The sequence below is a fragment of the Pseudomonas sp. yb_2 genome (assembly GCF_043103905.1).
GTDB classification, from domain to species: Bacteria; Pseudomonadota; Gammaproteobacteria; order Pseudomonadales; family Pseudomonadaceae; genus Aquipseudomonas; species Aquipseudomonas alloputida.
In genome coordinates, this window is record NZ_JBICKH010000033.1 from 1 (window position 1) to 22,329 (window position 22,329).

Consider the following 22,329-nt stretch of genomic DNA (forward strand, 5'->3'; position numbering starts at 1 on the left):
CGCCCCACCACCAACCTCAAGGCCTACACCCCGAACCCACCCGAAATCTCAGCCCTTTTCAGCCGGCGCCGAGCTCAATTCAAACGGGCTGCTGCTGCGACGCTGGTTCCGGTCTTCCCGCGGCGTTGCACCAAAGAAATTACGGTAGGCACTGGAAAAATGCGGCCCCGACGAGAAACCACAAGACAGCCCGATCTGGATGATCGACTTGCTGGTCTGCATCAGCATCTGCCGCGCCTTGTTCAACCGTAACTCCAGGTAGTACTGGCTGGGCACGCGGTTCAGGTACTGCTTGAAGATACGCTCCAACTGCCGACGCGACACACACACATGCTGGGCAATTTCGTCGGTGGTCAGCGGCTCTTCGATGTTGGCTTCCATCAGCAAAACGGCCTGAGTCAGCTTGGGGTGACTCGAGCCCAGGCGGTTCTGCAGCGGAATACGCTGGCGCTCGCCACCCTCGCGGATGCGCTCTACCACCAGCTCTTCCGACACCGCCCCGGCCAGCTCCGCCCCGTGATCGCGCGCCAGCACTGCCAGCAGCAGGTCGGTCACGGCCATACCGCCGCAGGCGGTCAGTCGGTCGCGATCCCAGTCGAACAGGTGGCTGGTGGCAATCACCTTGGGGAAGCGTTCGGCAAAGTCATCCTGCCAGCGCCAGTGCACGGCTGCCCGGTATCCATCGAGCAGGCCCAGCATGGCCAGCGGATACACCCCGGCCGACAGGCCACCGATCAGGCAACCACTGCGCGCCAGTTGCTTGAGCGCCGCTGAAAAGGCAGCCCCCATCGCCGCAGGCGGCTCGTCGGCCAGCAGAAAGAGCTTGTGGCAGCCCTCCAGGCGGCCGGTCCACGGCTCGCCCGGCAGCCGCCAGGCGCCTTCCTGCGCAGGCTCGGCCTGCAGGAAGACCAACTCGTAGACCACATCCGGATGCACACGCTGCGCCACCAGCAACACTTCCTCGGCCAACGCCAGGGTCAAAGGCCTGGTGCTGGGCCAGATGAGAAAACCGATTCGCTGGGTGGTCATAGGGTGCGGTCCGAAACCTGAGGTCGTTCGAGTCTGTGCGCCGGGTCAGGCTGCGCTCGCCGCGCAGCATGCCCTATTCTGGTGCAAAAATGCAGCTTTTACTTCAGGCTGCCGGAGAGGAACTGCTGCAGGCGCTCCGACTGCGGGTTGGCCAGCACTTCACGTGGGCAGCCGGTTTCTTCCACCAGGCCTTTGTGCAGGAACACCAACTGGTTGGACACCTCGCGGGCAAAGCCCATTTCGTGGGTCACCACCACCATGGTCCGACCTTCCTGGGCCAGCGCCTGCATCACCTTCAGCACATCACCCACCAGCTCAGGGTCAAGTGCCGAGGTCGGCTCGTCGAACAGCATGACCTCCGGTTCCATGGCCAGCGCCCGGGCAATTGCCACACGCTGTTGCTCACCCCCCGACATATGCCCGGGGAAGGCATCCTTGCGATGGGCAACACCCACCTTGGCCAGGTAGTGCTCGGCCTTTTCCAGGGCTTCCTTCTTGTTCACGCCCAGCACGTGCACGGGCGCTTCGATGATGTTCTCAAGCGCAGTCATGTGCGACCACAGGTTGAAGTGCTGGAACACCATCGACAGGCGCGAGCGCATGCGCTGCAATTGACGCGGGTCGGCGGCCTTCAACGCACCATCCTTGCCGGGGACCAGCTTCAGTTCTTCGTTGTTGAGCAGGATCTTGCCAGCGTGCGGCTGCTCCAGCAGGTTGATGCAGCGCAGGAAGGTCGACTTGCCCGAACCGCTGGAGCCGATGATGCTGATGACGTCGCCGGCCTTGGCCGCCAGCGACACGCCCTTGAGCACTTCGTGGCTGCCGTAGCGCTTGTGCAGGTCTTGGACTTCGAGTTTGTACATGCTGTCGATTCTCACAAAGCGGTCAGTGCTTGCGCGGCGCCAGGTAGCCGAGCCAGCGGCGTTCGGCCATCTTGAACAGGCGCACCAGGATGAAGGTCAGGCACAGGTAGAACACGCCCGCCGTGATATAGGCCTCGAAAGGCAGGTAGTACTGGGCATTGACCGTGCGCGCAGCACCGGTGATGTCGATCAGGGTGACGATCGACGCCAGGCTGGTGGTCTGCAGCATCATGATCACTTCATTGCTGTACTGCGGCAGTGCCCGACGCAGTGCCGAAGGCAGCAGGATGCGGCGGTACATTTTCATGCGCGACATCCCCATGGCCTTGGCAGCCTCGATTTCGCCATGCGGCGTCGCCTTGAGGCTGCCGGCAATGATTTCGGCGGTGTAGGCACTGGTATTGATGCCGAACGCCAGGCAGGCGCAGAAGGTAGCGCTGGACAGCAGCGGCCAGAAGATACTCTCGCGCACTGCCTCGAACTGGGCCAGGCCGTAGTAGATCAGGAACAGCTGCACCAGCATCGGCGTGCCACGGATGACGTAGGTGTACAGCCATGCAGCAAGGTTGACCACCGGCTGCCTGGATACCCGCATCAGGCCCAGCGGAATGGCTGCCAACAGGCCGAAGAAAAGCGAAATCGCCAGCAGTTTCAGGGTGGTCAGCAGGCCGCCGAAGTACATCGGCAGCGCTTCCCACACGACGTTGTAGTCGAAGATCATAGTTCAGCCACCTTGACGCCCACCGAGTAGCGGCGCTCCAGATACTTCAGGGCCAACAGCGAAACACTGGTCAGCACCAGGTACAGCGCCGCCACTGCCAGGAAGAAGGTGAAGGGTTCGCGGGTGGCGTCAGCCGCCTGCTTGGCCTTGAACATCATGTCCTGCAGACCGACGACCGAAATCAGCGCAGTAGCCTTGGTCAGCACCAGCCAGTTGTTGGTGAAGCCCGGAATGGCCAGGCGAATCATTTGCGGCACCTGGATACGGAAGAACACCTGGCGAGGGCTCATGCCATACGCCACGCCCGCCTCGGCCTGGCCCTTGGGAATGCCCAGGAAGGCCCCGCGGAAGGTTTCCGAGAGGTAGGCGCCAAAGATGAAGCCCAGGGTACCGATACCCGCAATCAGCGGATTCAGATCGATATAGTCTTCATAGCCGAGCAGCGGCGCCACCCGGTTGATGATGTCTTGCCCGCCGTAGAAGATCAGCAGGATCAGGACCAGGTCCGGAATACCACGGATCACCGTGGAATACAGATCGCCCAGCCAGGCCAACCAGCGCACTGGCGACAAACGCAGCGCCACACCGATCAGGCCGAGCACGATGGCCAGGGCCATCGACGACAGGGCGAGCTGTAGCGTCAGCCACGCCCCGTCGAGGATGACTGCCCCGTAGCCTTTCAACATGATGAGGTCCTCGACCTAGAGAATGAAAAATGGTGCAAACCTCAGAGCCTCTGCTGTTTGCACCATTGCACAGGTGAAACCCGACGTCTTACTTCGAGTCTGGACCGTAGATGTCGAAATTGAAGTACTTGCTTTCGATTTCTTTGTACTTGCCGTTGGCACGAATGGCGTCGATCGCCGCGTTGATGCGGTCGACATTGGCCTTGTCACCCTTGCGTACGGCAATACCGATACCGTCACCGAAGTACTTGGCGTCGGTGAAGGCCGGGCCTACGAACGCGAAGCCCTTGCCGGCGTCAGTCTTGAGGAAGCCATCTTCCAGCAGGGTGGCGTCAGCCACAGTGCCGTCGAGGCGGCCAGCTGCAACGTCCAGGTAGATTTCGTTCTGGGTGCCGTAAGGCACCACGGTGGCACCCTTGGCGCCCAGCACTTCCTTGGCGAAGCGGTCGTGAATGGAGCCGCGCTGCACGCCGATCTTCTTGCCTTTCAGTTCGTCCAGGCTGTCGCTGACGGTGGTGCCGTCCTTCATGACCAGGCGCGCCGGAGTCAGGTAGTAGCGCTTGGTGAAGTCGACCGACTTCTTGCGGTCATCGGTGATCGACATGGACGACAGGATGGCGTCGATCTTGCGCACTTTCAGCGCCGGGATCAGGCCGTCGAACTCCTGCTCGACCCAGGTACACTTGGTTTTCATCTCTTCGCACAGCGCGTTGCCGATATCGTAGTCAAAGCCGGCAATGCTGCCGTCAGGTTGCTTGAAGGCGAAGGGTGGGTAGGCAGCTTCGATGCCGATTTTCAGCGGTTTTTCAGCAGCCTGCGACACCAGGGAAAACACAGACAGCGCCAGGGCGCCAAGCAGTGCGAGCTTCTTCATCAGGTAACTCCATCGGTACGGGGCAATACAAGGCAGGTAACAGCTGCCCGATATGCGAATGAGTACAACGCGAGCCGCGCAGGGTTCGACCAAGGCCGCATACCACGAGCGAGTGAGTGGCATTTTAACGACAGCCCGGTAGTCGATATTTCTTCAAAGCGACAACTACTTATAGAAGCGCCTGAAACCGCCGCGGGCGATGTTGACAGCCAGTGCAGAATATGCAATGGCGCAAGAAATAGAACCTATAGACCTAGCAATTCCTGGGCCTATTATTGGCAAAGCCTTGTACGACGGCAAGTGCAGCGTGCCTTGATGCACAAAATGCTGACTCCGATGCACCGAAACGGGCCGGAATTGTTTCCTGGCGCCCCGAACCTGTGCGGGGCCGGTGACAGAACAGTAACCGATGATTGTCGGGTAACAATGCAAAAGCGGGCTTGCCCGCGAATGCGTGAGGTCAGGGGACAGCTTAGCCTGAACTGACGCATTCGCGGGCAAGCCCGCTCCTGCAGGGGGTATTGCCGGGAAGGGTTTACGCCGAAGCCAGGTTCATCGCCTTGTGGGTATCGATCAGGTGCTGTACCACACCCGGGTCAGCCAAGGTCGAGATATCGCCCAGGGCGTCGTACTCACCGGTGGCGATCTTGCGCAGGATGCGGCGCATGATCTTGCCCGAGCGGGTCTTCGGCAGCCCCGGCGCCCACTGGATCACATCCGGCGAAGCAATCGGGCCGATCTCCTTGCGCACCCAGTTCTTCAGCTCCAGGCGCAATTGCTCGCTGGCCTCGATGCCGGCATTGAGGGTGACATACACATAAATGCCCTGCCCTTTGATGTCATGCGGCACGCCAACCACTGCAGCCTCGGCAACCTTCGAGTGCGCGACCATGGCGCTTTCGATTTCGGCAGTGCCCATGCGGTGGCCGGACACGTTGAGCACGTCATCCACACGGCCGGTGATCCAGTAGTAACCGTCCTCGTCGCGGCGCGCACCGTCGCCGGTGAAGTACATGCCACGGAAGGTCTTGAAGTAGGTGTCGACGAAGCGGTCATGGTCGCCGTACAGCGAACGCGACTGACCCGGCCAGGAGTCGAGGATTACCAGGTTGCCTTCGGCAGCACCGTCGATCAGGTTGCCCAGGTTATCGACCAGGGCAGGCACCACACCGAAGAACGGGCGGGTTGCCGAACCCGGCTTGAGGCCGGTGGCACCAGGCAGCGGGCTGATCAGAATGCCGCCGGTCTCGGTCTGCCACCAGGTGTCGACGATCGGGCAACGCTCCTTGCCGACGGTCTTGTAGTACCAGTTCCAGGCCTCAGGGTTGATCGGCTCACCCACCGACCCCAGCAGGCGCAGGCTGGAACCGTCGGCGCCTTCAACAGCCGCCTGCCCTTCGGCCATCATGGCGCGAATGGCAGTTGGCGCTGTGTAGAGGATGTTGACCTTGTGCTTGTCGACGATCTTCGATACGCGGGTAATGTCCGGGTAGTTCGGCACGCCTTCGAACAGCAAGGTGGTGGCGCCGTTGGCCAGCGGGCCGTAGACGATATAGCTGTGGCCTGTGACCCAACCGACGTCGGCGGTGCACCAGTACACCTCGCCCGGACGGTAATCGAACACCCGTTCATGGGTCAGCGCGGCGTAAACCAGGTAACCGCCTGTGGTGTGCAGCACGCCCTTCGGCTTGCCGGTGGAGCCGGAGGTATAAAGGATGAACAGCGCCTCTTCAGCACCCATTTCTTTGGGGGCGCAGTGGCTGGAGGCCACTTTCATCAGGTCTTCGTACCAGATGTCGCGGTGCTGGTGCCAGGCAATGTCGCCACCGGTGCGCTTGCACACGATGATTTTCTGCACGCTGCTGGTTTCAGGGTTGGTCAGCGCCAGATCGACGTTGGCCTTGAGCGGGGTACGGCGGCCACCACGCACGCCTTCGTCGGCAGTGATCACCACCTTGGATTTGCAGTCGATGATACGGCCAGCCAGCGCCTCGGGCGAGAAGCCACCGAACACCACCGAGTGAATCGCACCAATGCGTGCACAGGCCAGCATGGCGACCACCGCTTCGGGGATCATCGGCATATAGATGGTGACCACGTCACCGCGGTGCACATCCTGGCCACGCAGGGCGTTGGCGAACTTGCAGACCTGCTCGTGCAACTCGCGGTAAGTGATGTTGCGGTGCTCGGAAGGGTCGTCACCTTCCCAGATGATGGCCAACTGGTCACCGCGCTCTTCAAGGTGGCGGTCCAGGCAGTTGGAGGAAACGTTCAGAGTGCCGTCGGCGAACCATTTGATATCGACATGGTGGTCGTCGAAGGAGGTCTGCTTGACCTTGGTGAACGGCTTGATCCAGTCGATACGCTGGGCCTGCTCGCGCCAGAAGCCGTCCGGGTTGATCACCGATTGCTGGTACATGGCCTTGTAGGTGGCCTCGTCGGTCAGGGTAGTGGCCGCAACCTCGGGACGAACGGGATACAGTGGAGCCGCACTCATCTGTGTTACCTCGGTGTAATAGTTGTTTTTGTATGGAACCGTTTGTAACTGTACCAGAGCGACAAAAGCCATTCGACGTTGGTAGTAATTTGGTACACCCGTTCCGGCAAAACGCTCTGGCGCGGGCATTACAGCCTTGCCGACGAAAAAACGAGGGGTTTGCCACAGGATTGTTACAGATTCTGTCAAAACACTTTATCAAAACACCCACTGTTTCGGCCTTGGCCAGCGCCATAAAATTCACCTCGCCAGCAACGGCAAGGCGATTAACAACTGGTAACAGCCCCCACGAAGGCAAGCGTTAATCTCCATCTAATCCCGATAGTTAAAACTAGCAATACTCGCGGCGCCATAAGCGCCGCGTGCCCCCTCACGACCTTAGACAGGTAAATAGAAAATGAAAGCTTTACTGGTATTGGTACTTGGCAGTCTTTGCGGCGCGGCAATGGCCGGCGAAGCCAAAGATGCCGAGCAGATTCCGGTTGAACAGTACAGTTACTCGCAGCACCTGGACATTGCCCGCGTTATTTCCATGAGCGAAGTGCCCAATGTGTGCGAAGTCGTGCCAGCCCGCATGACCTACGAGGACTCCCAGGGCCAGAAGCACATTCTCGAATACCGCGTGATGGGGAACGGCTGCTCTAACGGCTGATACCTTGTGAATTGGGGGCCCTGCGGGCCCCTTCGCGGGTGAACCCGCTCCTACGGGTACCTCGCACACCATGAATACGGCGCGGTACCTGTAGGAGCGGGTTCACCCGCGAAGCATTCACCACCTGATTAACAGGCTATTAACTTACAGCCATTTAATCAGTCGACTTGCCCAACGAATAATCCCTCAACTTGTTGGCAATCGTGGTATGCGAAACACCCAGTCTTTTGCCCAAGGCCCGACTACTGGGAAACTCCCCCATCAAACTTTCCAGCACCGCCTTTTCAAAGCGCCCGACTATCTGCGAAAGATCCCCTTCCAGCGAAAACTCGCCCAACGGTTGCCGCACGCCATAATCCGGCAAACGAATATGCTCGCTTTTAACCACGCCGCCGTCACATAACGAAACCGCCTGGAACAAAACGTTTTCCAACTGCCTTACATTACCTGGCCAGTGATACTGCCCAAGTTTGTCCATTGCCGCCGGTGCCAGGCGCGGCATGGCGCAGCCAATCTGCCGACTGGCCTGATCGAGAAAATGCTGCACCAACCCCTCCAGACCATCCATGCATTCGCGCAAAGGCGGAATGTGCAGCGACAGTACATTGAGCCGGTGATACAGGTCCTGGCGAAACTCGCCACGGGCACACAACTCGGACAAATCGACCTGGGTTGCACAAATCACCCGCACATCCAGGTAGACCTCTTCATCGCTACCTACCCGACGGAAGCAGCCGTCCTGCAGAAAGCGCAGCAGCTTTACCTGCAAGCGCGGGCTCATCTCCCCTACCCCGTCAAGGAACAGCGTGCCGCCTGCAGTCAACTCCAGCAGCCCCAGCTTGCCTTCGGCCCGTGCCCCTTCGAATGCCCCGGGGCCGTAACCGAACAGCTCAGTCTCGGCCATCGACTCGGGCAGCCCGGCGCAGTTGAGCGCCATCAGCGGCGACTGCCCACGCGGGCTGGCCAGGTGGCAGGCACGCGCCAGCAACTCCTTGCCGGTTCCGGTTTCGCCCTCGATCAGCAACGGTGCATCCAGCGGCGCCATGCGCCGCGCTTCACGCACCACGGCAGCCATCACCCGCGAGCTCTGGAAGATGCTGTCGAAGCCACGCAGCTCTTGCTTGCGCACATTGTAGATACGCTCGCCGATCCGGTCGGCACGGTGCAGGGTAAGCACCGCGCCGGCCAGCGCCTCGCTGTCATCGTGTTCGGACTGCAGCGGTGCGATATCGGCCAGAAACACATCACCTTTGACTTTGATGCGCAAGCCGTTGATGCGCGACTTGTTGGCCCGCACCAGCTCCGGAAGATCGAAGTCTTCTACGTAGCGCGCCAGCGGCATGCCCGGCACCTCATCAACCCGCACGCCAAGCAACTGCGCGGCTGCACGGTTGGCCGCAACGATGCTGCCGCCCATGTCGATCGACAGCACCGGGAAGTCCAGCGCCCCCAGCAACGCATTCAGCTCCATGTGCCGGCGTTCGCTGGGCATCAGGCCCACACGCTTAACGCCGAATACCCCGGCAATGGCCTCGAACTTCGGCCGCAGGGCCTGAAATTGCAGGTTGATCAGGTTCGGGCAGTGCAGGTAGATGGCGTTGCCATGATCACCGCCCACCTCGCCGCGCAGTACGTTGATGCCGTACTCCACCAGCAGGTTGAGGATGTCGCGCAGGATGCCAATGCGGTTCTGGCAATGGACTTTGATACGCATGAGGGCTCTCGAAGCGCTGATGTTTTTCAACACAGCGCGGAAAAGTCGTAAAGATAAGCTGACAAAAACTGTGTTTCCGCCAGCCAGATGCCTCGAATTTTCCGACACTTGCCGAGTTTTGTAAAATTATCGTTACGAAAACCGACATCGGCACACTCCGCGGCCGATCCGCGCCCCCGTGCAAAACCTCTGGCGAAGGGATATTCCTTTAGGCATGTCCTGCACATAACAAGAAAAGCCCTCACCAGGAGAGCCTCATGAAACAGACGCAATACGTGGCACGCGAGCCCGATGCGCATGGTTTTATCGATTACCCGCAGCAAGAGCATGCGGTGTGGAACACCCTGATCACCCGCCAGCTGAAAGTGATCGAAGGCCGTGCGTGCCAGGAATACCTGGACGGCATCGACCAGCTGAAATTGCCGCATGACCGCATTCCGCAACTGGGCGAGATCAACAAGGTGCTGGGTGCCACCACCGGCTGGCAGGTTGCCCGGGTTCCGGCGCTGATCCCCTTCCAGACCTTCTTCGAATTGCTGGCCAGCAAGCGCTTTCCGGTCGCCACCTTCATCCGCACCCCGGAAGAGCTGGACTACCTGCAAGAGCCGGATATCTTCCACGAGATCTTCGGCCACTGCCCGCTGCTGACCAATCCCTGGTTCGCCGAATTCACCCACACCTACGGCAAGCTCGGCCTGGCCGCGACCAAGGAACAACGTGTGTACCTGGCACGCTTGTACTGGATGACCATCGAGTTTGGCCTGATGGAAACCGCGCAAGGCCGCAAAATCTATGGTGGTGGCATCCTCTCGTCGCCGAAAGAGACCGTCTACAGTCTGTCTGACGAGCCTGAGCACCAGGCCTTCGACCCGATCGAGGCCATGCGTACGCCCTACCGCATCGACATTCTGCAACCGGTGTATTTCGTACTGCCGAACATGAAGCGCCTGTTCGACCTGGCCCACGAGGACATCATGGGCATGGTCCATAAAGCCATGCAGCTGGGTCTGCATGCACCGAAGTTTCCACCCAAGGTCGCTGCCTGAGCGACCTTGCCGATAACAACTCGAACCGGAAAACACCTCATGAATGCCTTGAACCAAGCCCATTGCGAAGCCTGCCGCGCCGATGCGCCGAAAGTCACCGACGAAGAGCTGGCCGAGCTGATCCGCGAAATCCCGGACTGGAACATCGAAGTACGTGACGGCCACATGGAGCTGGAGCGCGTGTTCCTGTTCAAGAACTTCAAGCACGCCTTGGCGTTCACCAATGCCGTGGGCGAAATCGCCGAAGCCGAAGGCCACCACCCAGGGCTGCTGACTGAATGGGGCAAGGTCACCGTGACCTGGTGGAGCCACTCGATCAAAGGCCTGCACCGCAACGACTTCATCATGTGTGCACGCACTGACAAGGTGGCGGAAACGGCTGAAGGCCGGAAGTAAACACCAGAAGGAAGGGGCCAGAGGCCCCTTTTTTCATGGGGCATATGTGCGCTGTTCGCCCGCAAAACCGACAAACGACCGGGAAAAAAACCAAACTGTCATCCAGACTTGTGTATCCTGCCCGAGCTTTTTGAAGCTCCAAACGCGCCTGGCGCAGACTTTTCACTCACACTTGCGAGGAACGACGAGATGCATGAAATCCCGAATCTTCCCTTCCCAAGCCTGAACCCAGAAGAGCCATCCGTGACCGTTCACGCCGAACCGGCAGCTGCCGCCGAGCAGGATGGTGACGATCAATCCAGCGCTGACCAGGAATAACTGCGCATCCCCGACTGTGTGAAAACGGCTGACCTGCGGGCTACCCCCGTCATCACGTTTTCACACCGTCTAAAATCAACGTTGTAACAACCCACTACCACCTGCCCCGCCCCTCCCCCCACACTGACTCGTGCCTCCTACCGCTAAGAGGCAGAAATGCGCCAGCCGCTCAAGCGCTCGACGCCCTGCTGCATTCGTCCAGGTTCACCCGATGAGCCGGCTTTGTCCTGCTGCGCTTGCGGCTGGATTACTCGCAAGCCGAGTTCAGTGTGACCAGGATGCTCGATTACACCAACTGACTACAGGCTGACAGCTGCGCCCGCAAACACCCTTGCTGTGGTTAAGATGGCGGCATACACCGCCATTCTTACCGCAGCAACGGATCCCCAATGCCAGCACGCAGTCCCACGTCCCTTGCCGTCACTGGGCAAATCGTCTCCATCGTCCTGTTCACCTTCATCGGCTACCTGAACATCGGCATCCCTCTGGCCGTGTTGCCCGGCTATGTGCACAACGACCTGGGTTTCAGTGCTGTGGTCGCCGGCCTGGTGATCAGCGTGCAGTACCTCGCGACGTTGCTCAGCCGCCCTGGCGCCAGCCGTATCATCGACAACCACGGCAGCAAGAAGGCAGTCATGTACGGCCTGGCCGGCTGCGGGCTAAGCGGGGTATTCATGCTGGCCTGCGCCTTCCTCACTCACCTGCCCTGGCTGAGCCTGGCTTGCCTGCTGGTCGGCCGCCTGGTGCTGGGCAGCGCCGAAAGCCTGGTAGGCTCGGGTGCGATCGGCTGGGGCATTGGTCGGGTGGGTGCCGCAAACACGGCCAAGGTCATCTCCTGGAACGGCATCGCCAGCTATGGTGCGCTGGCCATCGGCGCCCCACTGGGTGTGCTGATGGTCAAAGGCATCGGGCTGTGGAGCATGGGTGTGAGCATCATCCTGCTGTGCGTACTCGGTTTGCTGCTGGCCTGGCCCAAGCAAGCCGCACCCATCGTCAGCGGTGTACGCCTGCCGTTCCTGCGGGTGCTGGGCAAGGTATTCCCGCATGGCTCGGGGCTTGCCCTGGGTTCGATCGGCTTTGGCACCATCGCCACCTTCATCACCCTTTACTATGCAAGCCGTGGCTGGGCCAATGCGGCGCTGACCCTGAGCCTGTTCGGCGCCAGTTTCATCAGCGCACGGCTGCTCTTTGGCAACCTGATCAACCGCATCGGTGGCTTCAGGGTGGCGATCGCCTGCCTGTCGGTGGAAACGCTCGGGTTGTTGATGCTGTGGCTGGCACCCAACGCCGAACTGGCCTTGGCGGGGGCTGCATTGAGCGGGTTTGGTTTCTCGCTGGTGTTTCCGGCATTGGGCGTGGAGGCAGTGAACCAAGTGTCGGCAGCTAACCGCGGGGCGGCGGTGGGGGCGTATTCGCTGTTCATCGACTTGTCACTGGGGGTGACCGGGCCATTGGTCGGTGCGGTGGCGGCGGGGTTCGGCTTTGCTTCGATGTTTCTGTTCGCGGCGGCTGCGGCAGCGTGCGGGTTGGTGTTGAGCCTCTATTTGTACCGCCAAGGGCGTAGGGACAGGGACCGTACAACAGAAGACTGAAAGCCGCTGCCGGCCTCTTCGCGGGTAATCCCGCCCCCCTGGCGTGCACGATCCCCCGTAGGAGCGGGTTCACCCGCGAAGGGCTGCAAAGCAGCCCCCAAAGGCCCTGAACCTTAGCGCTGAGCGTACTGCAACACCACCTCAAGCGGGTGACGCATCTTCCGCTCGGTCATGCGCTTGACCTGGCTACGGCACGAATAACCGGTTGCCAGCGGCTCCCCGTCCTTGTCCAGCTTGGTCGCCCAGCTCTGCTCGAATATGGTCCGAGACGTTTCCTGGTTGCGAGCTTCGTGCCCATAGGTACCGGACATACCACAGCAACCGGTGGCCTCGGTCACCAGCTTCAGCCCCAGACGGGCGAACACCTGCTCCCACTGCCGGGTGCTGGCCGGCACATTGGTCTTCTCGGTGCAGTGCGCCATCAGGCGGAAGCTGCCCGGTGCGGCAGGCGCCTGCTCGGGCAGCACATCCATCAACCATTCCTGCGGCAACAGCACCTTCGGGCAACCCTCCAGGCCTGGCACCTTCTGGTACTCCTGGCGATACACCAGCGTCATCGCCGGGTCCAGCCCCACCAGCGGCACGCCGCAGTCGGCCAGGGCCTTGAGCTGCGTGGCGTTGCGGATCGCTGCCTTGGCAAACGCGCCAAGGAAACCCTGTACGTGCAACGGCTTGCCGTTGGCGCTGTACGGCGCCAGGAATACCCGGTGGCCCAGGCGGTGGGCAAGGTCGATGAAGGCCGACAGCAGCGGCGTTTCGAAGTAGCGGGTGAAGGCGTCCTGCACCAGCACGATGCTGCGCTCGCGCTGGGCCGGGGTCAGCTCGCGCAGGGCCGGCACCGTGGCCATGCCAACGCGACAACGGGTCAGGGTAGCCTGGAAGTTGAAGCGGCTGATCAGCGGGCTGTCGACCATGCCCACCTTGTCGGCCAGCAGCTGGCTCACCCACTTCGAGCCCATCACCGCGTTGTACAGCCCCGGCGCGTGCGCCAGGTAGGGGATGGTGAACTCGAGCGAGCCGATCAGGTAGTCACGCAGCGGGCGCTGGTAGCGACCGTGGTAAAGCTCGAGGAAGCGCGAGCGGAAATCCGGCACATTGACCTTGATCGGGCACTGCCCGGCGCACGACTTGCACGCCAGGCAGCCGGCCATAGCGTCGTACACTTCATGGGAGAAGTCTTCCTGGCCCTGGTTGCGCGCACGGTTGTTGCGCAGACGCGCCGGCAGGCCCTTGAGCCACGACACCTTGTTGCGCGCCGCAGCCAGCACATCGATGTTCGCCTCGCCCTGCAGGCGCAGCCACTCGCGCATCAGCGAGGCGCGCCCCTTGGGCGAATGCTGGCGTTCGCGGGTGGCCTTCCACGACGGGCACATGGCGTCGTTGGGGTCATAGTTGTAACAGGCGCCATTGCCGTTGCAGTGCACGGCGCTGGGGAAGTCCTGCCAAACGCGCTCGTCAATGGTACGGTCAAGGTCGCCGCGCAGGGTCACGCCATCGACCGGGGTCAGGCCCTCTGCGCTGCCAAGTGGCGTGCAGATCTTGCCCGGGTTGAGCTGGTTGTGCGGGTCAAAGGCGCCCTTCAGGCGCTGCAACGCCGGGTACAGTTCGCCGAAGTACTCGGGCACGTATTCCGAGCGCAAGCCCTTGCCGTGCTCACCCCACAGCAACCCGCCATAACGTTTGGTCAGCGCGGCAACGGCATCGGAAATCGGCTTGACCAGCGCGGCCTGCACCGGGTCCTTCATGTCCAGTGCCGGGCGCACGTGCAGCACGCCGGCATCGACGTGGCCAAACATGCCGTAGGCCAGGCCGTAGCCGTCGAGCAGTGCGCGGAAGTCGGCGATGTAGTCGGCCAACTGTTCTGGTGGTACTGCGGTGTCCTCCACGAACGGCTGCGGGCGCACTTCGCCTTCGACGTTGCCCAGCAGGCCGACCGAACGCTTACGCATGGTATAGACGCGGGTGACTGCCTCGGCGCCTTCGGCCAAGGTGTGGCCCAGGCGCTCGACGCTGGTGTCGCTTTGCAGGTGCTGGATGAACGCCTGCACCTTGGCGTTGACCTCGGCCGGCTCGTCGCCGCAGAACTCCACCAGGTTGATGCCCAGCGTGGGGCGCTCGGGGTCCGCCGGGAAGTACTCGGCAACGCTGTGCCAGACGATGTCTTTCATCGCCAGCATCAGCACCTTGGAGTCGACCGTCTCGATCGACAGCGGCTTGTGCGCCATCAGCGCGTTGGCATCACGCAGCGCATCCATGAAGCTGGTGTAGCGCACATTGACCAGCACCGCATACTTGGGAATCGGCAGCACGTTGAGCTTGGCTTCGACCACGTAGCCCAGCGAGCCCTCGGCGCCGCACAGTACGCTGTTGAGGTTGAAGCGGCCCTGCTCGTCGCGCAGGTGCGCCAGGTCGTAGCCGGTCAGGCAACGGTTGAGCTTGGGGAAGGTGGTTTCAATCAGTTCGGCCTGGGTTTCCTGAATTTCCCGGGCCATGCGGTACACCTCGCCGACCCGGCCCGGCGCGGCGCAGGCCTGTTCCAGCGCAGCATCGTCGATCGGCAGGCTGTGCAGGCGTTCGCCACCGAGCAGCACGCTGTGCAGCTCCAGCACGTGGTCGCGGGTTTTGCCGTAGGTGCAACTGCCCTGGCCACTGGCGTCCGTGTTGATCATGCCGCCGACCGTGGCGCGGTTTGAGGTGGACAGCTCAGGGGCGAAGAACAGCCCGTGCGGCTTGAGCGCAGCATTGAGCTGGTCCTTGACCGTGCCGGCCTGTACCCGCACCCAGCGCTCTTGCACGTTGATTTCGAGGATGTTGTTCATGTGCCGCGACAGGTCGACGACGATACCGTCGGTCAGCGACTGGCCGTTGGTGCCGGTGCCACCACCGCGGGGGGTCAGCTTGACCTGCTGGAAGCGCGGCTCGCCCATCAGCGTGGCGACCCGCGCCACATCGTCGGCATCCAGCGGGAACACCGCCGCCTGCGGCAAGCGCTGGTAGATCGAGTTGTCGGTGGCCAGTACCGTGCGGGTTGCGTAGTCGGCACTGATCTGGCCGCGGAAGCCGCTGTTGCGCAGGGCTTCGAGGAATTCGGGGTAATTGGCGCTCGGTGCAACGGTGGACAGCTGGGCGATCATCGAAGGATGGCCTCTTGATATTGGCTAGATCACGGGATACCTGTGGCCCCGGCATGGGTTCAGGCATGCAGGGATGACGTATAGGCCAATGTTCCTGTAGTTTCGCGTCAGGGGCAAACGGATAATCCTGCCGCTATCAATGAATTTTATGAATGAATTACCGCCACCTGACCCCATCCATGTCACTGCTGCTGGCTTTCGAGGCCGCCGCCCGGCATGAAAGCTACACCCGCGCCGCCGCCGAACTGTCGCTGACCCAAAGCGCGGTCAGCCGCCAGGTACAGGCCCTGGAGCAGCAGTTGGGCCTGACCCTGTTCCGCCGCGAGGGGCGCCAGGTACAGCTGACCGATGTCGGCCGCCTGTACCAGCGCGAGCTGAGCGAGGCACTGGGGCGCATCCGCAGCGCCACCTTGCAGGCACTGGCCTATCAATCGGGAGTAGGCACGTTGCGCCTGGCCACCCTGCCAACCTTCGGTTCGAAATGGCTGTTGCCGAGGCTGCATGCGTTCTACAGCGCTCACCCGGGCATGCTGGTGCACATTCATTCACGCATTGAAACCATCAACTTCGACACCAGCGAAATCGATGCCGCCATCGGCGTGGCCAGCCACGACTTGCCGGGGCTTGTCTGCCATCGCCTGCATGCCGAGGAGCTGGTGGTGATCTTGCCGCCGGAGGCTGGCGTCGGCAGCCAAGGCTGGAGCCCGGCCAGGATCAGCGAAGAGGTGCTGCTGAATGTGGCCAACAACCCGCATGCGTGGGGCGAGTGGTTTTCCCATCATGGCCTGCCGCACCGGGCGATGCGGCTGGGGCCGAGCTTCGAGCTGACCTCGCACCTGATCCAGGCGGTACGTGCCGGGATCGGGATCGGGCTGGTGCCGCGCATATTGGTGGAGGAGGAACTGGCCAAGGGAGAGCTGTACAGCCCGGGGGTGGCGTTTGCCAGCCAGCGCAGTTATTACCTGATCTACCCGCCGAGGAATGAGGCACTGCCGTCGCTGCGGGCATTCAGGGGGTGGTTGCTGGAGCAGATCTGATTTTTGGCGGGGTCATCTGACCTGAGGGCAACGCTGTACCCGTAGGAGCGGGTTCACCCGCGAAAGGGCCCGCACAGGCAACAAAAAACCCGAAGCCAGTCACCTGACTCCGGGTTTTCACATACCGCCTATGGCGCCTTACTTGGCCACACTCTCAACAGCACCGCCCGCATTCACCTGGCGACGCGACTTGACCATGTACACCACGAACATCGCAAGCAGCCACACCGGGATCGCATACACCGACACCTGGATGCCCGGGATCATCAGCATGATGCCCAGAATCAGCACCACGAAAGCCAGCACCACATAGTTGCCGTACGGGTACCACAGCGCCTTGAACAGCGGTTTCTGCCCGGTACGGTCGAGGTGCTGACGGAACTTCAGGTGCGAGTAGCTGATCATCGCCCAGTTGATCACCAGGGTGGCCACGACCAGCGACATCAGCAGTTCCAGCGCGTTTTGCGGCATCAGGTAGTTCAGCAGCACGGCGACGAAGGTCACGGCAGCCGACACCAGGATCGAACGCACTGGCACGCCCCGCTTGTCGACCTTGGCCAGCGACGCCGGGGCATCGCCCTGCTCGGCCATACCCAGCAGCATGCGGGCGTTGCAGTAGGTGCCGCTGTTGTACACCGACAGCGCCGCAGTCAGCACCACGAAGTTCAGCAGGTTGGCAGCCACGTCACTGCCCAGCAGCGAGAACACTTGCACGAACGGGCTGCTGCCGTAGCTGCCACCCGAGGCGTCGATGCTGGCGACCAGGTTGTCCCACGGGGTCAGCGACAGCAGCACCACCAACGCACCGACATAGAAAATCAGGATGCGGTAGATGACCTGGTTGATCGCTTTGGGGATCACGGTCTTTGGCTTGTCGGCCTCGGCGGCGGTGAAGCCGAGCATTTCCAGGCCACCAAAGGAAAACATGATGAAAGCCAAGGCCATTACCAGCCCGCTGACGCCGTTGGGGAAGAAGCCGCCGTGTGTCCACAGGTTGGCCACGGTGGCTTCAGGGCCGCCGCTGCCGCTGGTCAGCAGGTAGGCACCCAGGCCGATCATGCTGACGATGGCGACCACTTTGATGATGGCGAACCAGAATTCGGCTTCACCGAAGAACTTCACGTTCATCAGGTTGATGGCGTTGATCAGCACGAAGAAGGCTGCCGCCGTGACCCAGGTGGGGATCTCCGGCCACCAGTAGTGAACATACTTGCCGACCGCCGAAAGCTCCGACATCCCCACCAGGATATACAGCACCCAGCAGTTCCAGCCCGACAGGAAGCCGGCGAACCCACCCCAGTAGGTGTGGGCGAAATGGCTGAACGAGCCGGCCACCGGCTCTTCGACGATCATTTCACCCAGCTGGCGCATGATCATGAAGGCGATGAAGCCGCAGATCGCGTAGCCAAGGATCATCGACGGGCCGGCGGATTTCATCACGCCTGCCGAGCCGAGGAACAGGCCGGTACCAATCGCACCGCCGAGGGCGATCAACTGGATATGGCGGTTCTTCAGGCCCCGCTTTAGCTCGCCTGAATGCATGTTTTGTCCACTCATGAACGAAGTCACCTGCATTGTTTTTATCTGTGACGGAATCGGACCCACCGCGCTCGTGGCGCAGCGGAATGGGCAAGGTGGTTACCTTGGGTTTCTTGACCTCAGGTGCCGCCGGAGCGGGTCAACCAGGCGTGATCAAGAGTGCGCGGTACGCAAGAGGGTCACAGGTAAAACGCGGCGCACTGTATACCCCTGCAAACGCGCAGGCGTCAACGCGTTGCATCGTTTCCTCGGGAAAAAACGCAGCGTTCCTGTGGTACAGGCCTTCAAAGGCGAAGTGATCGGCGTACATGGCGCCTCCATTTGTTGTTTTGTCAGCCCGGCTCTCTGGACGGGCTCCTGCACAAGGCAATGGCGGCTATAACACCGTGGGGACGGGGGTTTGAGCAAGGGTGGGTGGCGCCATGGCGACGGCTTTGGCACAGGGGCGCCGGCAAGGTTTGTTTACACGATCGGGCTTGATCTGAAATGCGGACTGAAAACGGCCACATTCGTACAGATTTCTTTACAAGGCGGTTCAAGAACTTGCCAGTCGTCCGAAAAATTCTTTTTGTTCAATATCTTGGGCTTGGTCCACATTCCCGCAGGCATAAAAAAACCAGCCCGAAGGCTGGTTCCTTGATGACCACACTGGCTTATTAGCCACGCGGCTTGCCGCGACCACGGCCTGCCGGCTTGTCGCCATCAGGTTTGCCCGGACGCTTGCGCATCTCGCTCGGGCGCTCAGCCACCGTGCTGCCACGGGTGGGTTTGCGCGGCGCTTCTTCACGCGGCTGACGCGCCGGGCGTTCGCCAGTAGCGGCACCTTCGTGGGCCGGGCGCAGGTTGCGCACGCGCTCGCCACGGCCCAGCGGGCGGGTCGACTTGCGCTGCAGGCGCTCCATCTTGTCCTTGGCCTTGAGCTTCATGGCTGGCAGCGCGACCGGCTGTAGGCCGACTTCGGCGGCGAGGATGTCGATTTCGCCCTGGGTCATTTCGCGCCAGCGGCCCATCGGCAGGTCAGAATTGAGGAACACCGGGCCGAAACGCACACGCTTCAGGCGGCTGACCACCATGCCCTGGGATTCCCACAGGCGACGCACCTCACGGTTACGACCCTCCATCACCACGCAGTGGTACCAGTGGTTGAAGCCTTCGCCACCCGGTGCCTTCTGGATATCGGTGAACTTGGCCGGGCCGTCCTCCAGCATTACGCCGGCTTTCAGGCGCTCGATCATCTCGTCGTCGACTTCACCACGCACACGTACCGCGTACTCACGGTCCATCTCGTAGGATGGGTGCATCAGGCGGTTGGCCAGTTCACCGTCGGTGGTGAACAGCAGCAAGCCAGTGGTGTTGATGTCGAGGCGGCCGATGTTGATCCAGCGGCCTTCTTTTGGCCGTGGCAAGCGGTCGAACACGGTCGGGCGCCCTTCCGGGTCGTCACGGGTGCAGATTTCGCCGTCGGGTTTGTTGTACATGATCACCCGGCGGGTGGCCTCGGCGGCCTCCTCGCGCTTGATCAGCTTGCCGTCGACGGCGATGGCGTCGTGCAGGTCGACGCGCTGGCCAAGGGTGGCCTCGACGCCGTTGACCTTGATGCGACCCTGGCTGATCCAGGCCTCGACATCACGCCGCGAGCCCACGCCAATGCGCGCCAGCACTTTCTGCAGCTTTTCGCCGGATGGCGGGGTGATTTCGGTTTCTTTCAGGTCTTGCTCACTCATCTGGGCACCTCCCGGTGTAGGAATGAAAACAGGTTTCTGGCGACGAACGCGCCAAAAGGCCGCGCATCATACGCGGTTCATCAGGGGAACGCACTGGAGGGTAGAGGGTTTTGTGGGGCTGGGCATGATTTTCTGCCCAGTGGGCTTTGTGCTGACCTCTTCGCAGGCACGCCCGTTCCTACAGGTTCGCGCAACCTTCGGGGCCTGTGATACCCCTGTGGGAGCGGGCTTGCCCGCGAAGAGGCCAGCACAGGCAGCAGATCAATCAGGGCTGAGCCTTGATCTCCTCCTCCACCGGAGGCTCAGGCTCCTCTCCCCGCAGATCATCAAAATCGGTTTTCAAACCGTCTTCCATGGCATCCAGCTCCACCAACAGGCTACGGAAGCTGGTCTCCTCTTTCGGCTCACCAACCTCCTCGTCCCCAAGGCTGGCATCCGCCAACGCCTGCAGGTGCGCAGGCACCGGCGCATCATCCGGGTCAAGTTGCGGCGCTGGTTCCATTTCGCGCAGCTCGGCCAAGGCCGGCAGGTCCTCAAGGCTCTTGAGGTTGAAATGATCGAGAAACGCCTTGGTGGTGGCGAACATCGCCGGCCGCCCGGGCACTTCGCGGTAGCCGACCACGCGAATCCACTCGCGCTCCATCATGGTCTTGATGATATTGCTGTTCACCGCAACGCCCCGCACGTCCTCGATTTCACCACGGGTGATCGGCTGGCGGTAGGCAATCAGGGCCAGTGTCTCAAGCAGCGCTCGCGAATAGCGCTGCGGGCGCTCTTCCCACAGGCGCCCGACCCAAGGGGCATAATCCTCGCGAATCTGCAGGCGATAGCCGCTGGCCACCTCCTTGAGCTCGAACGCACGCCCATCGCACGACTTGCCCAGCACCTCCAGGGCCTGCCTGAACACCTTGGGCTCGGGGCGCTCGGCCTCCTCGAACAGCTCGTACAGGCGCTCCAGGGATTGCGGCTTGCCCGAAGCGAGCAAGAAGGCTTCGATCAGCGACGCCAGGTCGCGGGGTTCATTCAGGTTCATTGGGTTCTTCAACTGGCGCCGGGCGAAGCCGCACGTGAATGGCGGCGAAAGGTTCATTCTGCACAAGTTCGATCAGCGATTCCTTCACCAGTTCGAGAACGGCCATGAAGGTCACCACCACGCCCAGCTTGCCCTCCTCGGCAGCGAACAGCGCGATGAACGGCACAAAGGCGCCGCCCTTGAGACGCTCCAGCACCTGGCTCATGCGCTCGCGGGTGGACAAGGTCTCACGGGTGATCTGATGGCTTTCGAACAGGTCGTTGCGGCGCATCACCTCGGCCATGGACATCAAAAGCTCTTCCAGGCTGACCTGAGGCAACAGCTTGCGTACCTTGGCCTGCGGCGCTTCCAGGCGCGGCACCACCACCTCGCGCCCGACCCGTGGCAATTCGTCGATGCCCTCGGCGGCAGCCTTGAAGCGCTCGTACTCCTGCAGGCGGCGGATCAGTTCGGCGCGTGGGTCACCCTCCTCCTCCTCGACGTCGGCGGAACGCGGCAGCAGCATGCGTGACTTGATCTCGGCCAGCATGGCAGCCATCACCAGGTATTCGGCGGCCAGCTCAAGGCGTACGCTTTTCATCAGCTCCACATAGCCCATGTACTGCCGGGTGATCTCGGCCACAGGGATGTCGAGGATATCGATATTCTGCTTGCGGATCAGGTACAGCAACAGGTCCAGCGGGCCTTCGAAAGCTTCGAGGATGACTTCAAGGGCGTCCGGCGGAATGTACAGGTCCAGCGGCAGCTCGGTCAGGGCTTCACCATAGACCAGCGCCAACTGCAGTTGCCGAGGCTCCTCGACCCGTTCGGCCGGCGCCTCAGGCGCTTCCAGCTGGCTCACGCGTTGACCAGGAATGGCGTGGGGTCGCCACAACCTTCGCGGATCAGTTCCGGTTCGTCGCCGGACAGGTCGATGATGGTCGACGCCTTGAGGTCGCCGAACCCGCCATCGATCACCAGGTCAACATGGTGCTCCAGCCGTTCACGGATCTCGTAAGGGTCGGTCATCGGCTCGCTGTCGCCCGGCAGGATCAGGCTGACGCTCATCAGTGGCTCGCCCAACTCGGCCAGCAAGGCCAGGGTGATGGCATGGTCCGGTACACGCAGCCCGATGGTACGCCGCTTATCGTGCAACAGCAGGCGCGGCACTTCACGCGTGCCGTTGAGGATGAAGGTGTAAGGCCCCGGCACATGCGCCTTCAGCAAGCGGAAGGTGCCGGTGTCGACCTTGGCGTACAACCCCAGTTGCGACATGTCGCAGCACATCAGGGTGAAGTTGTGCGTCTTGTCCAGCCCGCGCAGGCGCCGCACCCGCTCGATTGCCGACTTGTCGCCTATCTGGCAACCCAGCGCATACGCCGAATCCGTCGGATACACCACCACGCCCCCCTTGCGGATGATCTCGACGGCCTGTTTTATCAGGCGCGCTTGTGGGTTCTCCGGATGAATCTGGAAAAATTGGCTCACGTAATCG

General features: G+C 61.6%; 19 protein-coding genes. 6 read left to right on the plus strand and 13 right to left on the minus strand.

The features are described from left to right. Positions 1 to 48: 48 nt before the first annotated feature. The 6 genes from argR to acs all read right to left on the minus strand — a co-directional run bounded on the left by argR (position 49) and on the right by acs (position 6,670). Positions 49 to 1,029, minus strand: a complete 981-nt coding sequence (argR, locus tag ACF8FB_RS06975; RefSeq protein WP_004576734.1) for a transcriptional regulator ArgR — start codon at positions 1,027 to 1,029, stop codon at positions 49 to 51. Positions 1,030 to 1,127: 98 nt separating this feature from the next. Then, positions 1,128 to 1,892, minus strand: a complete 765-nt coding sequence (locus ACF8FB_RS06980) for an ABC transporter ATP-binding protein (RefSeq protein ID WP_010955179.1) — start codon at positions 1,890 to 1,892, stop codon at positions 1,128 to 1,130. Positions 1,893 to 1,914: 22 nt separating this feature from the next. Then, positions 1,915 to 2,613 carry an ABC transporter permease gene (locus ACF8FB_RS06985; protein ID WP_003254520.1) on the minus strand — a complete coding sequence of 233 codons (699 nt, stop codon included), beginning with the start codon at positions 2,611 to 2,613 and terminating at the stop codon, positions 1,915 to 1,917. Next, the gene (locus tag ACF8FB_RS06990; protein ID WP_003254523.1) at positions 2,610 to 3,299 is read right to left on the minus strand and encodes an ABC transporter permease; all 690 of its coding nucleotides are present in this window, start codon (positions 3,297 to 3,299) and stop codon (positions 2,610 to 2,612) included. Before ACF8FB_RS06990 ends, ACF8FB_RS06985 begins: the two co-directional genes overlap by 4 nt. An 88-nt stretch (positions 3,300 to 3,387) precedes the next feature. Continuing rightward, complete coding sequence (locus tag ACF8FB_RS06995; RefSeq protein ID WP_003254524.1) at positions 3,388 to 4,173, minus strand: ABC transporter substrate-binding protein; 786 nt, start codon at positions 4,171 to 4,173, stop codon at positions 3,388 to 3,390. A gap of 535 nt (positions 4,174 to 4,708) precedes the next feature. Next, entirely contained in the window at positions 4,709 to 6,670 is a 1,962-nt protein-coding gene (gene acs / locus ACF8FB_RS07000) for an acetate--CoA ligase (RefSeq protein ID WP_003254525.1), read from the minus strand. 397 nt (positions 6,671 to 7,067) lie between these two features. Between acs and ACF8FB_RS07005 the strand changes: the two genes are divergently transcribed. Then, positions 7,068 to 7,322: a DUF2790 domain-containing protein gene (locus ACF8FB_RS07005; RefSeq protein ID WP_003254526.1), complete on the plus strand. Its 255-nt coding sequence runs from the start codon at positions 7,068 to 7,070 to the stop codon at positions 7,320 to 7,322. Between the two features lie 154 nt (positions 7,323 to 7,476). Here the strand turns inward: ACF8FB_RS07005 and ACF8FB_RS07010 are convergent, their stop codons facing one another. Next, positions 7,477 to 9,036 (minus strand): sigma-54-dependent phenylalanine hydroxylase transcriptional regulator PhhR, encoded by a 1,560-nt coding sequence (locus ACF8FB_RS07010; protein ID WP_014590097.1) that lies wholly within the window; start codon positions 9,034 to 9,036, stop codon positions 7,477 to 7,479. Between the two features lie 257 nt (positions 9,037 to 9,293). Here ACF8FB_RS07010 and phhA point away from each other — a divergent pair, with 257 nt between their 5' ends. From phhA to ACF8FB_RS07030, 4 genes are all read left to right on the plus strand, one after another. Further along, on the plus strand, positions 9,294 to 10,082 hold the full coding sequence (gene phhA / locus ACF8FB_RS07015) for a phenylalanine 4-monooxygenase (RefSeq protein WP_003254528.1): 789 nt from the start codon (positions 9,294 to 9,296) through the stop codon (positions 10,080 to 10,082). Between the two features lie 39 nt (positions 10,083 to 10,121). Then, positions 10,122 to 10,478, plus strand: a complete 357-nt coding sequence (locus tag ACF8FB_RS07020) for a 4a-hydroxytetrahydrobiopterin dehydratase (RefSeq protein ID WP_003254532.1) — start codon at positions 10,122 to 10,124, stop codon at positions 10,476 to 10,478. 189 nt (positions 10,479 to 10,667) lie between these two features. Next, a complete protein-coding gene (locus ACF8FB_RS07025; RefSeq protein ID WP_003254533.1) occupies positions 10,668 to 10,796 on the plus strand; it encodes a hypothetical protein in 129 nt (42 codons plus the stop codon). A 389-nt stretch (positions 10,797 to 11,185) separates the two neighbouring features. After that, on the plus strand, positions 11,186 to 12,388 hold the full coding sequence (locus ACF8FB_RS07030) for an MFS transporter (RefSeq protein WP_350298161.1): 1,203 nt from the start codon (positions 11,186 to 11,188) through the stop codon (positions 12,386 to 12,388). 113 nt (positions 12,389 to 12,501) lie between these two features. On the opposite strand, the gene ACF8FB_RS07035 is transcribed toward ACF8FB_RS07030, so the two are convergent. Next, on the minus strand, positions 12,502 to 15,522 hold the full coding sequence (locus ACF8FB_RS07035; protein WP_392511150.1) for an FAD-binding and (Fe-S)-binding domain-containing protein: 3,021 nt from the start codon (positions 15,520 to 15,522) through the stop codon (positions 12,502 to 12,504). Positions 15,523 to 15,674: 152 nt separating this feature from the next. Here ACF8FB_RS07035 and ACF8FB_RS07040 point away from each other — a divergent pair, with 152 nt between their 5' ends. After that, positions 15,675 to 16,559, plus strand: a complete 885-nt coding sequence (locus ACF8FB_RS07040) for a LysR substrate-binding domain-containing protein (protein ID WP_003254537.1) — start codon at positions 15,675 to 15,677, stop codon at positions 16,557 to 16,559. Between the two features lie 138 nt (positions 16,560 to 16,697). Here ACF8FB_RS07040 and ACF8FB_RS07045 read toward each other — a convergent pair whose 3' ends face one another. The 5 genes from ACF8FB_RS07045 to ACF8FB_RS07065 form a co-directional block, all read right to left on the minus strand. Then, positions 16,698 to 18,116, minus strand: a complete 1,419-nt coding sequence (locus ACF8FB_RS07045; protein WP_392510736.1) for an amino acid permease — start codon at positions 18,114 to 18,116, stop codon at positions 16,698 to 16,700. A gap of 638 nt (positions 18,117 to 18,754) precedes the next feature. Next, positions 18,755 to 19,822, minus strand: coding sequence for a 23S rRNA pseudouridine(2605) synthase RluB (gene rluB, locus ACF8FB_RS07050; RefSeq protein WP_003254539.1), 1,068 nt, complete (start codon positions 19,820 to 19,822; stop codon positions 18,755 to 18,757). 265 nt (positions 19,823 to 20,087) lie between these two features. Continuing rightward, positions 20,088 to 20,855 (minus strand): SMC-Scp complex subunit ScpB, encoded by a 768-nt coding sequence (scpB, locus tag ACF8FB_RS07055; protein ID WP_392510737.1) that lies wholly within the window; start codon positions 20,853 to 20,855, stop codon positions 20,088 to 20,090. After that, the gene (locus tag ACF8FB_RS07060) at positions 20,842 to 21,582 is read right to left on the minus strand and encodes a ScpA family protein (protein WP_162490571.1); all 741 of its coding nucleotides are present in this window, start codon (positions 21,580 to 21,582) and stop codon (positions 20,842 to 20,844) included. Before ACF8FB_RS07060 ends, scpB begins: the two co-directional genes overlap by 14 nt. Positions 21,583 to 21,692: 110 nt before the next feature. After that, positions 21,693 to 22,322, minus strand: coding sequence for an L-threonylcarbamoyladenylate synthase (locus ACF8FB_RS07065; RefSeq protein WP_014590089.1), 630 nt, complete (start codon positions 22,320 to 22,322; stop codon positions 21,693 to 21,695). Between the last annotated feature and the right edge of the window lie 7 nt (positions 22,323 to 22,329).

Coding starts and splice junctions, on each gene's coding strand:
- argR (WP_004576734.1), bottom strand. CDS start 1,029: ATGACCACCCAGCGAATCGGTTTTCTCATCTGGCCCAGCACCAGGCCT.
- ACF8FB_RS06980 (WP_010955179.1), bottom strand. CDS start 1,892: ATGTACAAACTCGAAGTCCAAGACCTGCACAAGCGCTACGGCAGCCAC.
- ACF8FB_RS06985 (WP_003254520.1), bottom strand. CDS start 2,613: ATGATCTTCGACTACAACGTCGTGTGGGAAGCGCTGCCGATGTACTTC.
- ACF8FB_RS06990 (WP_003254523.1), bottom strand. CDS start 3,299: ATGTTGAAAGGCTACGGGGCAGTCATCCTCGACGGGGCGTGGCTGACG.
- ACF8FB_RS06995 (WP_003254524.1), bottom strand. CDS start 4,173: ATGAAGAAGCTCGCACTGCTTGGCGCCCTGGCGCTGTCTGTGTTTTCC.
- acs (WP_003254525.1), bottom strand. CDS start 6,670: ATGAGTGCGGCTCCACTGTATCCCGTTCGTCCCGAGGTTGCGGCCACT.
- ACF8FB_RS07005 (WP_003254526.1), top strand. CDS start 7,068: ATGAAAGCTTTACTGGTATTGGTACTTGGCAGTCTTTGCGGCGCGGCA.
- ACF8FB_RS07010 (WP_014590097.1), bottom strand. CDS start 9,036: ATGCGTATCAAAGTCCATTGCCAGAACCGCATTGGCATCCTGCGCGAC.
- phhA (WP_003254528.1), top strand. CDS start 9,294: ATGAAACAGACGCAATACGTGGCACGCGAGCCCGATGCGCATGGTTTT.
- ACF8FB_RS07020 (WP_003254532.1), top strand. CDS start 10,122: ATGAATGCCTTGAACCAAGCCCATTGCGAAGCCTGCCGCGCCGATGCG.
- ACF8FB_RS07025 (WP_003254533.1), top strand. CDS start 10,668: ATGCATGAAATCCCGAATCTTCCCTTCCCAAGCCTGAACCCAGAAGAG.
- ACF8FB_RS07030 (WP_350298161.1), top strand. CDS start 11,186: ATGCCAGCACGCAGTCCCACGTCCCTTGCCGTCACTGGGCAAATCGTC.
- ACF8FB_RS07035 (WP_392511150.1), bottom strand. CDS start 15,522: ATGATCGCCCAGCTGTCCACCGTTGCACCGAGCGCCAATTACCCCGAA.
- ACF8FB_RS07040 (WP_003254537.1), top strand. CDS start 15,675: ATGAATTACCGCCACCTGACCCCATCCATGTCACTGCTGCTGGCTTTC.
- ACF8FB_RS07045 (WP_392510736.1), bottom strand. CDS start 18,116: ATGAGTGGACAAAACATGCATTCAGGCGAGCTAAAGCGGGGCCTGAAG.
- rluB (WP_003254539.1), bottom strand. CDS start 19,822: ATGAGTGAGCAAGACCTGAAAGAAACCGAAATCACCCCGCCATCCGGC.
- scpB (WP_392510737.1), bottom strand. CDS start 20,855: ATGAACCTGAATGAACCCCGCGACCTGGCGTCGCTGATCGAAGCCTTC.